This window comes from Paenibacillus wynnii (assembly GCF_000757885.1).
Lineage (GTDB): Bacteria > Bacillota > Bacilli > Paenibacillales > Paenibacillaceae > Paenibacillus_AQ > Paenibacillus_AQ wynnii.
This window is the reverse complement of sequence record NZ_JQCR01000003.1, coordinates 1,916,276-1,930,862: the sequence shown is the minus strand read 5'-3', so window position 1 is coordinate 1,930,862 and position 14,587 is coordinate 1,916,276. Positions and strand designations below refer to the sequence as shown.

Annotated in this window: 15 protein-coding genes; 13 read left to right on the top strand and 2 right to left on the bottom strand. The window is 45.3% G+C overall.

Annotation, left to right across the window (positions count from 1 at the left end; all coding sequences use genetic code 11):
• The first annotated feature begins 191 nt into the window (after positions 1 to 191).
• From PWYN_RS24395 to glpK, 13 genes are all read left to right on the top strand, one after another.
• Entirely contained in the window at positions 192 to 1,409 is a 1,218-nt protein-coding gene (locus tag PWYN_RS24395; protein ID WP_036657302.1) for a D-alanyl-D-alanine carboxypeptidase family protein, read from the top strand.
• On the top strand, positions 1,402 to 2,067 hold the full coding sequence (locus PWYN_RS24390; protein ID WP_052088379.1) for a nucleoside recognition domain-containing protein: 666 nt from the start codon (positions 1,402 to 1,404) through the stop codon (positions 2,065 to 2,067). Before PWYN_RS24395 ends, PWYN_RS24390 begins: the two co-directional genes overlap by 8 nt.
• A 7-nt stretch (positions 2,068 to 2,074) precedes the next feature.
• Positions 2,075 to 2,608: a spore maturation protein gene (locus PWYN_RS24385; RefSeq protein ID WP_036657300.1), complete on the top strand. Its 534-nt coding sequence runs from the start codon at positions 2,075 to 2,077 to the stop codon at positions 2,606 to 2,608.
• 484 nt (positions 2,609 to 3,092) lie between these two features.
• Positions 3,093 to 3,224 (top strand): hypothetical protein, encoded by a 132-nt coding sequence (locus PWYN_RS30380; protein WP_276203439.1) that lies wholly within the window; start codon positions 3,093 to 3,095, stop codon positions 3,222 to 3,224.
• Between the two features lie 220 nt (positions 3,225 to 3,444).
• The gene (locus tag PWYN_RS29810) at positions 3,445 to 3,624 is read left to right on the top strand and encodes a hypothetical protein (protein WP_205622791.1); all 180 of its coding nucleotides are present in this window, start codon (positions 3,445 to 3,447) and stop codon (positions 3,622 to 3,624) included.
• 72 nt (positions 3,625 to 3,696) lie between these two features.
• Entirely contained in the window at positions 3,697 to 4,041 is a 345-nt protein-coding gene (locus PWYN_RS24375; protein ID WP_036657295.1) for a peptidoglycan recognition protein family protein, read from the top strand.
• Between the two features lie 20 nt (positions 4,042 to 4,061).
• A complete protein-coding gene (locus tag PWYN_RS24370) occupies positions 4,062 to 4,820 on the top strand; it encodes a pseudouridine synthase (protein WP_036657291.1) in 759 nt (252 codons plus the stop codon).
• A gap of 110 nt (positions 4,821 to 4,930) precedes the next feature.
• Positions 4,931 to 5,455 carry a redoxin domain-containing protein gene (locus PWYN_RS24365; protein WP_036657289.1) on the top strand — a complete coding sequence of 175 codons (525 nt, stop codon included), beginning with the start codon at positions 4,931 to 4,933 and terminating at the stop codon, positions 5,453 to 5,455.
• Positions 5,452 to 7,137 carry a cytochrome c biogenesis protein ResB gene (resB, locus tag PWYN_RS24360; RefSeq protein WP_036657286.1) on the top strand — a complete coding sequence of 562 codons (1,686 nt, stop codon included), beginning with the start codon at positions 5,452 to 5,454 and terminating at the stop codon, positions 7,135 to 7,137. Before PWYN_RS24365 ends, resB begins: the two co-directional genes overlap by 4 nt.
• Complete coding sequence (gene ccsA / locus PWYN_RS24355; RefSeq protein WP_036657283.1) at positions 7,134 to 8,396, top strand: cytochrome c biogenesis protein CcsA; 1,263 nt, start codon at positions 7,134 to 7,136, stop codon at positions 8,394 to 8,396. Before resB ends, ccsA begins: the two co-directional genes overlap by 4 nt.
• 77 nt (positions 8,397 to 8,473) lie before the next feature.
• Positions 8,474 to 9,190 (top strand): response regulator transcription factor, encoded by a 717-nt coding sequence (locus PWYN_RS24350; protein WP_020427515.1) that lies wholly within the window; start codon positions 8,474 to 8,476, stop codon positions 9,188 to 9,190.
• A complete protein-coding gene (locus PWYN_RS24345; protein WP_036657276.1) occupies positions 9,191 to 10,630 on the top strand; it encodes an ATP-binding protein in 1,440 nt (479 codons plus the stop codon).
• 141 nt (positions 10,631 to 10,771) lie between these two features.
• Positions 10,772 to 12,262 carry a glycerol kinase GlpK gene (glpK, locus tag PWYN_RS24340; protein ID WP_036657274.1) on the top strand — a complete coding sequence of 497 codons (1,491 nt, stop codon included), beginning with the start codon at positions 10,772 to 10,774 and terminating at the stop codon, positions 12,260 to 12,262.
• A gap of 67 nt (positions 12,263 to 12,329) precedes the next feature.
• Here glpK and PWYN_RS24335 read toward each other — a convergent pair whose 3' ends face one another.
• Both PWYN_RS24335 and PWYN_RS24330 read right to left on the bottom strand, forming a co-directional pair.
• On the bottom strand, positions 12,330 to 12,698 hold the full coding sequence (locus PWYN_RS24335; protein WP_036657271.1) for a carboxymuconolactone decarboxylase family protein: 369 nt from the start codon (positions 12,696 to 12,698) through the stop codon (positions 12,330 to 12,332).
• Between the two features lie 12 nt (positions 12,699 to 12,710).
• Positions 12,711 to 14,339 carry a thiamine pyrophosphate-binding protein gene (locus PWYN_RS24330; protein WP_036657269.1) on the bottom strand — a complete coding sequence of 543 codons (1,629 nt, stop codon included), beginning with the start codon at positions 14,337 to 14,339 and terminating at the stop codon, positions 12,711 to 12,713.
• Positions 14,340 to 14,587: the final 248 nt, after the last annotated feature.

Genomic DNA, 14,587 nt, shown 5'->3' with positions numbered 1-14,587 from the left:
TAACAAACATACGGATGCTTGCATGTGTTTCTGCGCAAGTTGATGAAAGGGACATTGCCTCTACAGGGGCAGTGTCCCTTTTTTGTGAGCCTGTTGAAGAGAGGGACATACCGTCTGCTCGTATTGCATACACTTGTACAACAGAAAGCTGAAATTTGGAGCTAACCCAAGAACTGATAAAAAGCCGGAGGATGAACATGAAGATAAAAAAACGTAAACGGATATTTTCCTTAATGTTGTGTATGCTGCTGTTCCTTCTGTTGCCAATGCCGTCTCTTGGGGCAGAAAACAGCTCTATTAATACCCATGCAAGGGCGGCATCACTCATTGATGTGGAATCGGGTCGAATTTTGTATAGCAGTCGGGGGGATGAACCTATGCCCATGGCCAGCCTAACCAAAATTATGACGGCTATCGTTGCCATTGAGAACGGTGATCTAGATGGGATTGTAAAGGTAAGTAAAAACGCCTATGCAAAAGAGGGATCATCTCTTTATTTGAAGCTGGGCGAGGAAATGACTCTTGAAACGATGCTGTATGGTCTTATGCTTCGCTCTGGCAATGATGCAGCTTCCGCCATAGCCGAGCACGTAGGAGGATCTGAAGAAGGCTTTGTATTTATGATGAATGCCAAAGCGGAGCTGCTTCAACTTAAAAACACTCATTTTGCTAATCCTCATGGTCTGGATGCTAAGGGGCACTATTCAAGTGCGAATGACTTAGCCGTTCTGACTGCTTATGCATTACATAATCCTGTATTCAAAGAAATCGTAAAGACAGAAGTAAAAACGGCAGACAATCCTAATGAGAAATGGGACTACAAATGGAGAAATAAAAATAAAATGCTGCGCCTTTATGAAGGAGCAGATGGAGTCAAGACAGGGTATACGAAAATAGCATTACGCTGCCTGGTAAGTTCCGCAACCCGAAATGGACAGCAACTCGTCGCCGTAACACTTAACGATGGAAATGATTGGAATGATCATGCTTCGCTGCTGAATTTTGGATTTAATCATTATCCGCTCAAAACCTTAATCAAACGCGGGGATAAAGTAAGCGGTTATGATCTGTTTACATCTAAGGACTTCAATTATCCGCTGGGAAAAGGAGAACAAGAACGACTTATCACTACAATGATTCTTCATTCAGAGTCGAAATCAGGCAAAAGTAAACTTCGCCCGGTAGACTTTGGTTTGCAGGGATTTTTACAGCTGCAGCTTGGAGGGAAAGAGATTGGGAGGATCCCTTTATACGCTCCGGATACATTGCCACCTAAAACGCCTATATACAATAAGAAGATCAGTACCGAGCCAACGGTTGCCTACCCTTCGAATACTTGGTTACAGGCGGCTGTAAGTACGCTGAGAGCTTTATTTCAGGCCGGTGGGAGGGAGACCTACCATGATTAATTTAATTTGGTTGGCTATGATTGTGATTGGTTTCCTGTTTGCTGCAGTTAATGGACGAATGGATGAGCTAACCGCGGCCGTGTTTGACGGGGCTAAAAATGGCGTAACTGTAAGCTTTGGATTAATTAGCGTGTTGGTATTCTGGCTTGGAATCATGCGGATTGCGGAAGATGCGGGTTTACTTCAGAAAATAGCCAAACTTTTGGGTCCGGTTGTCGCCTTTCTTTTCCCGGATGTCCCGCGGGGGCATCCCGCCATTGGGTACATCCTTTCTAATATGAGTGCCAATTTGCTCGGACTTGGGAATGCAGCGACACCCATGGGGATAAAAGCCATGCAAGAATTGCAGACTCTCAATCCTAACAAGGATACGGCCACACCTGCCATGTGCACACTATTGGCTTTAAATACTGCAAGCATAACCCTCATCCCTGCAACACTTATAGCCATTAGGCTGACCTATGGTTCAACTGACCCTGCGGGTATCGTTGGCACCACGCTTGCAGCGACAGCTGTCGCTACGCTTGCGGCGATTGCTGCGGACAGGTTGTGCCGACGTTTGGCTCTGCTTCGCAGGCCGCCGGAGCCGCCTTCAGCGGACCTTAAGGACTCCACTCTAAGGACAGGGCCTTTATCCTATCCTTCTGCGAAAGGGTGAGCCACCTATGCTCCAACTAATCAGCCTCATATCGTCATGGGCTATACCCATCATGATAACGTTTATTCCCTTATATGCTTATACACGTAAAGTACCTGTCTATGAGTCTTTTGTAGAAGGAGCTAAGGATGGATTCGGTACGGCTATAGCCATCATTCCGCATCTGGTTGGTATGATGGTGGCGATAAGTGTCTTTCGCGCTTCTGGAGCTCTTGATTATTTCATGGGGTTTATAGCCCCCTTGCTCCAGGGCTTTGGTGTTCCTGCCGAAGTTCTTCCGCTTGGGTTGCTACGCCCTCTTACAGGTACAGGCTCCCTTGCCTATACTACCGAACTCATACGCACCCACGGCCCTGACTCCCTGATTGGTCTGATCGCTTCAACCATACAAGGCAGTACCGACACCACACTGTATGTCCTCACCGTTTATTTCGGGGCCGTAGGTATCCGTAATGGCCGCTACGCGCTCAAGGTCGGTTTATTCTCCGATATTGTCGGCTTTATAGCTGCTATCGTGATTTGTATGATTGTTTTTGGTTAAGCTGCACTTGATCTTGCACTTATACACTGCGTAGCAGTTAATCTTTTATGTTATATCCTTTTGTCTCTTTATCTTTTTGTCTTTTTATCTTTTTATCTTTTTGACCTTAATTATGTTTTTATTTTGAGTAAGTTTCATAAACAATTTCCACCAGATAATAACCGTATAAACATCTGTTCCTGTGGGTGGTTAGTGTAAAAACCAGATGATTTCTTAACATTATCCGTTGTTGATTACAATTTTAATTTTAATGTGGAATTATTCGCATTATGAAACTGACACCTTTACGCAGAATTTCGAGCGCAAAGGATGCCTAGGAGCCGTATTGTTGTACTTAGTGCAGGATTCCAGGTGCAGACGTTGCTTCAGGAGCGGAATTGTTGTACTTTATGCAGGATTTCGAGCGCAAAGGATGCCTAGGGAGCCGTATTGTTGTACTTAGTGCAGGATTCCAGGTGCAGACGTTGCTTCAGGAGCGGAATTATTGTACTTTATGCAGGATTTCGAGCGCAAAGGATGCCTAGGGAGCCGTATTGTTGTACTTAGTGCAGGATTTCAGGTGCAGACGTTGCTTCAGGAGCAAATTTTGATGTACTTAGTGCAGGTTGATAATTAATTTTGTATGTGGAATTATGCGAATTTTCGCATTATGAATTGATTATCTTTTATCTTTTATCTTCAGCCTCAGTTCGGTTTGAGGCTGCTCTTTTGAACTTATCTTTCCGGTTTGGTTTTGGGTTGGGGTTTAGGGGTTGGGTTTAGGGGTTTAGGGGTTGGGTTTGGGGTTGAGGTTGAGGTTGAGGTTTCCCTCGTTGACGGAGTGACGAAGAGGAGGTTTGGAACTGGAGAAGCGCCAGCGTTCGCCTTTATGGTTGGATTTCAACCGCATGGCGGTTCAAATCAGGAAATCCAACCATAACAGCGATCGGAAGTCCAAACATTCCTCGCAGTCACGCCCGGTCAACGGCCCGGCCATCCCTCACCAACTACCCGCCCATCCTACCAATACCAATTAAGATAATTCAACAAGCGGTGTCACCCCGAACCCTCCTACAACATATGCTATCGCACAATGGAGGTGAACACCCATGCCATACAAAGGTTTTGTTATGCATCATTCGCACTGCTCTTCCATTAACGGCAAAGGTTTCGACTTCTGGGTTGATCCGGATGGCCGAATCTATGCAGCACCGCTGCTGACAGACCCCGACAACATTCATATCTGCCTGGAGGGAAATTTTACATATCACCCAAGTGCCGAGTCGGCTTCCTCCAGGAAAGAACAGCTATTTACAGCAGGAAAGCTGATCTTGGAGCTGGCTGGGAGGTATCAAATTTCCCCTTTAATCATTGAACCGCACAACGATTCTTGTCCAGGAGCTTTTTTTCCTTGGAATGACCTTGTGATTTATCCCTCTGATGGTTATCATTAATCTGAGGTGACTAGTCGAAAATGGAAAGATTACAGAAAATTTTAGCGCAAGCTGGTGTAGCATCCAGACGTAAATGTGAAGAAATGATTTTGGCCGGCAAAGTTGAGGTCAATGGGGAGCTTGTAACTACACTCGGTACAAAAGTTGATCCTGATAAGGATACGATTACTGTTTCCGGCAGACCCATTAAAGGTGAGAAAAAAATCTATGTGATGTTCAATAAGCCAAAAGGCGTGATTACAAGCGCATCCGATAACAAAGGACGCAAGGTCGTAACGGATTATCTTAAAGGCATTGACGAACGCGTGTACCCGGTAGGCCGTCTTGACTATGATACGGAAGGTCTTCTAATCCTCACGAATGACGGGGAGTTCGCCAATCTTCTTACCCATCCCAAGCATCATGTACCTAAGACGTACCATGCTACGGTAAAGGGAATTCCGCATGGCAGCGCATTGGACAAGCTGAAGGGGGGTATTAACCTGGAGGACGGCATGACAGCACCTGCAGAGTTGGAGTATAAGGATATTGATGAAGTCAATAAGGAAGCGGTTATTAGTATCACGATCCATGAAGGGCGTAATCGTCAAGTTCGACGTATGTTTGAAGCGATATCTCACCCCGTTCTTCGTTTGAAGCGAATTTCGTTCGGGGATATTTCTCTGCAGAATTTAAAACGCGGCTCTTATCGCCATTTGACCAAGGATGAGATTAATCATTTGCAGCAAATAGCGATGTCAGGATTACTTAAATCAAAAACACCGCGTAAGGACACATAAAGTTCACAATATAACCCCCCGAAAGTCATGACAATATTCGTTATAATGTTCATAGGATGTTCACACCTAACAACGAAGTTATGAGTTACGTCATAGAAGGGGGATTATGTGTGGGCAAAGCGAGAAAGCCTGTTCAAATCGTTATTTTGCTACTGGTCGTTATTCTCGGCGGTTATGCAATCGGTACCTCTTTAGTAAGAGGGGACGGAAAGCCAAAAGAAGGTGCTAGAGCGCCTTCTTTTGAACTGCTGGGGCTTGACGGCCAAAATCATACGCTCGATGAATACAAAGGCAAGTCGGTTGTATTGAATTTTTGGGGATCTTGGTGTACGCCATGTGTAAAGGAAATGCCCGCTCTGCAAGCCCAATGGGAAAAATGGCAGGATAAAGGCGTTGTTGTCCTTGGGATCAATGTAGGCGAGGATCAAATGACTGTGGAGAACTTTGTAAAGCAGGTTGGAATTGATTTCCCGATTGTGATGGACCCGGGCCGGAACGCTGTGCGCAGCTATGGTATTTCACCTATGCCTACCACGTTTTTTATCAACCCTAAAGGCAGGATCGATAGTATTCATATCGGGCAGTTGGATCTCACCACACTGGATGATGTAATCGGGAAGCTGGTGAAACCATGAGTCAGCGTACTCCTTTTATCACGAATACCAAGTGCGAATGCGGCCATCAGAATCCTGTAGGGACTGTGCTGTGTGAAGCATGCGGCAAACCGCTTGAAGATGATGGAATTACCAACGAGAACCTCGAAATGCGATATGACGGAAGAGCTCGTCGTTCCCAGCGTGTGAATCCAGGTCTAGTTGATAAGGTCTGGAACTTTTTTTCTTCGGTCAAAATAGCCATCTACCTGATCGTGTTCACTCTGGTCGGCTCTATGCTGGGCACAATTTTCCCTCAGGAGAGTACTTTTCTTAACATCGATGCATCAACCCATTACAAGGAAGAATACGGAGTTGTAGGGGACATCTATTACAAGCTGGGCCTATCGCATACCTATGAATCATGGTGGTTCGTGACTCTCCTAGTAATGATCGGTGCTTCACTGGTTATATGCAGTTTAGATCGTGTACTACCATTATACAAAGCTCTTAGCAAACAGAAGATCCGCAAGCATCGTCAGTTTCTGACGCGGCAGAAGATTGTTCTGATTACCAAGGTTGAGGAAGATCCGAACCTCTGGGTTCAAAGAGCGATTCAGCCCTTGAAGAAGAAAGGGTACCGAGTCGTTACAGAAGACGGTGCACTGCTGGCCGAGAAACACCGTTTTAGCCGTTGGGGGCCTTATGTCATACATATCGGCCTTATTATATTTTTACTCGCTGTTTTGGTCAGAGGACTGCCGGGTCTTAATATGGATCAGCATCTTGCTTTTCCTCAAGGCGATACCGTCCCAATTCCGGATACTTCTTATTATCTGAAGAATGAGAAATTTACTGTAGAATTTTATACGGAAGCAGAAATGCCGGAAGAGTTCCGCGGCACCAAAGTTCTTCCGAAGCTATATGAAACCAAAGCAGTATTGTACGAATGTACGGCTCAATGTGGAGATCCTTCCAAGGAACCGAAGCTGAGAGAAGTTACATCCCATGATATACAGGTGAATAGTCCTTTGAATTACAAAGGTCTGAAAGCGTATCAATTTGATTATGACCTTACACCGGTATTACGTTCAGTACAGCCTAATTTGGTTAATTCAGTGACCGGAGAGACTTTTGGCAAATTCAAATTAGTAATGAAAAATCCGCAGCGTGTGTATCAAGCTGGGCCTTATGAGCTAACTCTGAAAGAGAAATATATGGACTTTGGTATGAATGAGGAGGGGCAGCCTGTCTCTAAATCACCGTATCCCAATGCACCTGCTTTTCTTTTCCTGATTCACGGTCCGGGACTTCCAACCGAGGGACAACAATACTTTTATTTTCCCAAACAGGTAGATCAGGTGAAGTTCCAGCAACAAGCTATTAATGACAAGCTAGGTGGAAGCGAACGGTTTCTGGAGTTTGAGGTCACCGCTATGAGTGACGTCGATTTCTCAGAATCTACGGCGTTTCTTAACATTCGAATAGATAAGGTTATGCCTTTTATCTGGATCGGGGCCGCTATTATTATGCTTGGACTTGTGCTCGGTTTTTATTGGCAGCATAGACGTATTTGGCTGATTCTTGAAAATGGTGAACTGACGCTGGGTGCTCACACCAATAAGAACTGGTTCGGATTCCGACGTGAGATCGTTTCTTTCTTAGGAAAGATGGATATGACAGTAGATGAAAAATCATTGGATAACGGGGGAGGTCTATCATGAGCTTGCTCGATTTCAGCAGTAACGTCTTTATAGCCGCATTTTTCTTATACAGCGGTGCGTTCATGTTATACACCATCGCTATTATGGGTCGCAAGTGGTCTGGCCGCAAGCCGGAGGAGCACACTGCCCGCTGGGGTAAGGTGGCTTTCCTCGCTTCTTCATTGGGCCTGTTATGTCATATGCTATATTTCTTTACACGCTGGTCCGGTTCGGGACATATTCCTGTCAGCAACATGTACGAATTCATGACTTTTTTGTCAATGATGGTAATGGTTGCTTTTACCGTGATATTCGCTATTTATCGCAAAATAATACTGGGTCTGTTCGCAGTCCCTATTTCAATTATTATTATGGCGTATGCGGCGGTGTTCCCGCAGGAGGTTCAACCTCTGATCCCGTCGCTGAAATCTATTTATCTGAATATTCACGTGACCCTGGCAGCTTTAGGTGAATCTTTCTTTGCCGTTGGTTTTGCCGCCGGACTTATGTATCTGCTGCGAACCGTTAACTTTGACAGTGTCGTCAAAAGTGACAAAAAACAGCAAAGACTCGTTGAGTTTACGCTGTTTTCAATCATTGTCATTATCGGTTTTCTGGGCTCCGTTTTTGCTTTCCGCGGGGCTGGATACGAGACTGTTTTCATAAGACAAAACGTTACGATTGACAGCCCGGGGCAGGAAGATAGTACAATAGAGAGAGTGAGTTATAAAATGCCGCCTATTGTGGCACCTTACCATAGCGAAATAGAGAGCTTTCAGTCGTTTCTTGGCCTAAAAGAACCTCTTTTTGAAGCTCCTTCGTGGATGAATGGTGTCAATGCTGGGCGCAAATTTAATACTGTGATCTGGTCACTACTATCGGGGTTAATTCTTTACGGCATTATTCGTATAATTGCACGCAAACCGCTGGGCAAGGCTCTACATCCCCTTATGGACGGAATAGACGCCGATGATCTCGATGAGATCACGTACCGGGCAATTGCGATTGGTTTCCCTATTTTTACACTTGGGGCATTAATATTTGCAATGATATGGGCTCAGGTTGCCTGGGGAAGATTCTGGGGATGGGACCCAAAGGAAGTTTGGGCACTCGTTACCTGGCTGTTTTACAGCGCTTATCTCCATTTACGGCTTGCCCGTGGATGGCAGGGACGCAAATCCGCTTGGCTTGCTGTACTTGGATTTCTGGTTGTTATGTTTACACTGGTTGGCGTTAACCTGGTTATTGCCGGACTTCATTCCTATGCCGGGACCGACTGAGTGTAGGGTATTACTGCTTAAGCAGCACTTGAATAGCGGGTATTGTTCTACTGTAATTGATGAAGGGATGTTGTGAAATGGCAGAGCATTTGAATAGAATCCTGGTGGTGGATGACGAAGAGCGAATCCGCCGCCTGCTTAAAATGTACTTGGAAAAAGAAGGATACGAAATCGATGAAGCAGAAGATGGTGAGATTGCCCTCCGCAAAGCAACGGCTAATGATTACGGTCTTATTTTGCTGGATGTAATGCTTCCCGGCATCGATGGAATTGAAGTGCTTACAAGACTTAGAGGTGTTAAATCAACACCTGTCCTGATGCTTACTGCCAAAGGTGAAGAGATTAACCGGGTGCAAGGATTTGAAATGGGTGCAGACGACTATGTGGTTAAACCCTTCAGTCCCCGCGAGGTAATCTACCGGGTGAAAGCTATCATGCGCAGATCGTCAGCTACAGCTTTTTTATCCAAAGAGAGCAATTCCAGCAATAACATTGTATTCCCGCATCTTATTATCGAACATGATGCACACCGTGTGACGGCTGGAGGACAGGAAGTAAGTCTGACTCCAAAGGAATACGAGTTGTTGCATTATTTAGCAATCTCACCGGACAAAGTGTTCTCCCGAGAAGAACTGCTTAAGGATGTTTGGAATTATGAATTTTTCGGGGATTTACGTACGGTAGACACGCATGTAAAACGACTTCGTGAAAAACTTAATAAAGTATCACCGGAATCGGCAGCGATGATCACGACGGTATGGGGAGTAGGCTACAAACTTGAGGTCCCGAAATAAGTGAACTTCTGGAGAAGTCTTGTAGGTAAGCTGTGGCTTACGATCATTTGTCTGGTAGCGGTCGTGCTAATCACGCTAGGCTTATTCTTACTTCCCTACATCGACAGTAACTTTGCCAATTCCGGGGCAATCAAACGCTTATTTATGTATACATGCATGATCGGATTCTCTTTGACCACTTTTTTTGCTTTGTTCCTGTTTACCAAAATTACGCAGCCGCTGCAGCAGGTCATTGAAGCTGCCAATAACATTCGCCGCGGAGAATATGGGACAAGACTAAAGCTGGTAACCAGTGATGAGATTGGTCAGTTAGCCACTTCATTTAATCATATGGCAGAGGACCTGGACAAAAATATCCGTAGTTTAAATCATGAAAAAGGCCATCTCTCCAGTGTATTGCGCAGTATGAGCGATGCTGTTATTACCTTTGATATTGATGGTCATATTATTCTTACCAATCCACATGGACGTACCTTACTGGAAGCCTGGAGCGATTTGAAATGGGATCAGGAGAGTGACTCTGAGCTATTTCTTGAACGAGAGGATCAGAGTGATGTACCGCTTCCACTCCAGCCGTTGTTCCAAAGTACCATCATCAAAGGCGGGGACCAGCGTTCGAATGTGCATGTTCGTCAGGGAGTATGGTCGGTGCATATGGCCCCGCTTTACGCCGACAATGATATCCGAGGAGCAGTAGCTGTTCTGCGTGATGTCACAGAAGAGGTGCGTTTGGAGAAAATGCGTCGTGATTTTGTAGCGAATGTCTCGCACGAAATTCGTACCCCATTATCCATGATGCAAGGGTATAGCGAGGCGCTTTTGGATGGAATGGCCTCCTCACCGGAGGAGAGCAGCGAACTTATACAAGTTATTCATGACGAATCGCTCCGAATGGGACGTCTGGTGAAGGATTTGCTTGACCTCGCCCGAATGGAAGCCGGCCATACAGATATGATGAAAGCCCGGATTAATATGGATGAATTTTTGGAGAGAATATACCGTAAGTTCGCAGTTCGTGCCAAGGAGCGGGAGATTCACTTGCAATACAGCAAAAACAGTCCCCAACTATTCCTGAAAGCAGCGGATGAGGATAAGCTGGAGCAGGTCTTAACCAATCTGCTGGACAATGCTTTTCGCCATACACCTGCGGGTAAGAGTATCTTAATTACCGGGGGAGAAATAGAGTTAGAAGGAAGACGCTATATAGAAATAACAATTGCCGACGAAGGGTATGGTATTCCACCTGAGGATCTACCTTTTATATTCGAACGATTCTACAAAGCAGACAAAGCTCGTTTGCGCGGAGATTCAAGCGGTACGGGACTTGGGCTCGCGATTGTTAAGAATATTGTAGAGTCTCATCATGGACATATTTCGGCATCCAGCAAGCTGGGTGAAGGATCCAGCTTCACACTTCGACTCCCTGTCGAAAAACTGTAATTATACAAACAACGCTTGACAGCGCCTCTGACAACAGAGGTGCTTTTTGTTGAAAGAGGTATAATAATCTTGTTCATCGTGGAACAAAGCCATAACTACCACTTATAATTTATCCAGTATTGCTCAGGAGGTCATGATGTAATGACAGGCTATATATTGGCGTTGGATCAGGGTACAACGAGTTCACGGGCTATTATATTTGATCAGGAGGCGCGGATCATTTCCCAGGGACAGTATGAGATTAAGCAATCTTTTCCCCGTCCTGGTTGGGTAGAGCATGATCCGGAACAAATATGGGAAACTCAACTGGCTGCGGCGAGGGATGCCATAGACAGGAGTGCTATTCTTCCTGCTCAGATTTCAGCAATTGGGATCACTAATCAACGCGAGACGGCGGTGGTATGGGACAAGTTCACAGGCAAGCCTATTTATCCGGCTATAGTATGGCAGGATCGCCGTACGGCGGGGATCTGCGAGGAGCTTAAGTTGAAAGGCTTGGAAGAGGAAATTGCCAGTAAAACAGGGCTTGTCATAGATGCCTATTTCTCAGCAACCAAAATCGCATGGATCTTGGATCATGTAGAGGGAGCGCGGGAACGGGCTGCGAAAGGCGAGCTGCTTGCCGGGACGATCGACAGCTGGTTGATCTGGAAGCTTACCGGAGGAGAAGTTCATGCCACGGATGTCACCAATGCTTCACGTACAATGCTTTTCAATTTACACTTTCGCGCTTGGGACGACTCTATGCTGAATGCATTAAATATTCCGCGCTCTATTTTGCCTGAGATCAAAATGTCCGGGGGACAATTCGGTATAGCAAAAGAGCATTGGTTCGGTGCCAGCATCCCTATTAACTCAGTTCTTGGAGACCAGCAGGCGGCTTTGTTCGGTCACACCTGTCTTGAAGCGGGCAGCGCTAAGAATACATATGGTACGGGCTGCTTTATACTTATGAATACGGGGACTGAGGCCGTGGTATCACGTCATGGTCTGCTGACGACGGTCGCATGGGGAATTGGGGACGAAATGTATTATGCACTTGAAGGCAGTGTATTCGTGGCAGGAGCAGCCATACAGTGGCTTCAGGAAGGTCTTGGCCTGATCCAAGAACCGGCTAGTTCTGAGGATAAGGCAAGGGAGGTCGAGGATAGCGAAGGGGTCGTCGTTGTTCCGGCTTTTACAGGGCTGGGAGCTCCATATTGGGATATGTATTCTAGAGGAGCTATCTTTGGATTAACCCGCGGGACAACAGCCGCACATTTAGTTCGGGCAACCTTGGAATCCCTTGCTTTTCAATCACGTGATGTAATAGGAGCTATGGAGAAAGACGCAGGAATGCCGCTTACAGAACTGCGTGTGGACGGGGGAGCCGTCCGGAATGATTTATTGATGCAATTTCAAGCCGACATTTTAGGCAGTAATGTTACACGGACAGATTATTCCGAGACCACTGCGCTGGGTGCTGCACTGCTTGCCGGTTTAACCTCAGGCATCTGGACAAAAGAGCAGTTGCTGACCTTCAACAAGTCAGAGCGGGTATTTACTCCACTTATGGAGTCGGAGGAACGTGAACGCCGTTACTTTGCTTGGCAGGATGCGGTCTCCCGAACCATGGGGTGGGAAAAGCATTAGATTAAGCAATATAAAAAGAGCGAGCCAACATCAACTTGGCTTGCTCTTTTTTGTCTTTATGTATTCGTTACTTAACTTCCTCAAGAGTTTTGAGTAGGACATTAAAGGCACTGATAACTCGTGGTAATCCTACACAAGGGGTTAAATGCAATAAGGTCCCTTTGAGTTGTTCTACGGTGATCCCGACACTGAGAGCCATGACATAATGAAGAGCCAGTTGGTCATACTGCCCCATGGTAATTAAGGAGGAAATAATTGCAATTTCCTTCCAGTCATCGCTGATAGTACTGTGTTTGAAAATATCCCCGTACACAGTGCCCATTATAAATTCAGCGAGTTCTGGAAAATGCTCTTGAACAGGAGCTAACATCTTAGCCCCGTAGTCTCCGGAAAGACTGGAAAAGTGATCTAGACCAATATTTATGTTGCTGCTCATAGGAGCCTCCTGCTATAGATTTAATGTTCGGTGTGCCGTTGGGGGGATCTCACTACGGTCCGTGATCAATTCAATTACTGCGACAGCATTTAAATCGATAGCCGCACGTACTGCAGAGGCGAATTGTTCCGCAGTATCACACTTAAAGCCAGGAGCCCCCAAGGATTCTGCAAACTTTACAACGTCCATAGGCACTTCGAATAATGTTCCATCTATTCGGCCTGTGGTTTTCTCCATTCCCTTAAGCGCCATATCCAGCTGCTTATTATTCACAACGATAAATATTACAGGAATACCTTTACATACGGCTGTATTAATTTCAGCACCTAACATCATGAAGCAACCATCACCCGTGAGGCAGAAGATAGTCTCCGCAGGTGAGGCTAACTTAGCTCCGATAGCCATCCCTATGGCATTGCCCATGCAAGCAAAGTAGGCATCTATGATAAAGCTGCCAGGTTTTTTTACCTTATACCATTTGACTGCTGTGTAGGCATGACTGCCAACGTCAACAAAAACGGTATTGTTGTAGGGGATTAGATCACTCATAGTACTTAATACGGAAGCTAAGGAGAGCTCCGGAGTGATAGGCATTTCATCTGCATAATTTACAAGTTCGACACTGCGTTTTGCAATATTGTCTATATTCAGATTATTCAGAAATAAGATCAAATTTTGGCGAAGATCTCCGCTCACATGAAGGGTCTTGGAGGTCAGTATTTTCCCGACAAAGGTAGGATCATTGTCAAACTGGATAAGAGTTTTTGGATGGTTGTCCCTTTTTAAATTGCAAATGGTCATATCGCTTAAACGTGATCCCAGAACGATATACAAATCACTTTGGTTCAGGAGTTGATCACCATGTGCACAGCCCCCTACACCAACCGGACCGTGATACAATGGATGATCCCACTGAATAGCGCCTTTTCCTCCTGGAGAGGTCACAATTGGAATATTAAATGTTTCTGCCAATTGAATCAGCTCATGATGGGCTGCAGACCGATTTACACCTTTACCGGCAATGATTAAGGGATTCTGAGCACTATTGATGGCTGATACAACACGATCATGAGTATTATAGCTAACTTGGGATTCAGGTTGAGGTATAACGATATTGCATTCTTCAAGCAGTTCCGTCTGAACATCAAAAGGAATACAGAGATGTACAGGTCCGCGTTTACCACTCAGTGCAAGGGATATGGCATGGTTGAAAATGGTGCTGAAATGATCACCGCGTTCGATGAGCTTACTAAATAAGGTAGCGGGTCTAAACATTTCAGCCAGATCGGCAAGATATGAAGATGAATCCTGACATTGCGGTATTCCCAGTTCTTTAATAGACTGGTGACCAGTGATAAATAGGACGGGGAGGTTATTTGCTTTAGCATGGGCTGCTGCTGAAAGAAGGTTAGTTCCTCCAGGGCCGGAAGTACCAATCGCTACGCCGAGAGTTCCCGTTTTTAGAGCGTAGCCTGAGGCTTCGAACCCGGAGCTTGATTCATGTCTACCCGGAATGAATTCAATACCGTGATCTACCAATTTGAGGACGAGAGGACAAATTGATTTACCTATGATGCCAAAGGCATAAGTTACTTCAAGGTTACGTAGTGCTAACGCCATATGTTCTGCTACAGTCTTCAAAATTCACACCTCTTATGGAGTTGATAGGATCATTTTACTGGTCATTACAATTACAAATTAGGGTATTTTTTCCTATAACATATATCCCATCTATTCCTTTGTCAATAAGCTTTTACAAGAAGTATTGAGAAATGACAAAATGCTGCGAAATGTCAGGATCAGGAATAAAAAAAGGCTGCCCTAGGTAGAATTACCTTGGATAGCCTTAACATGGATGCTATATATACTTTAGACCTTTAGCTTATAGA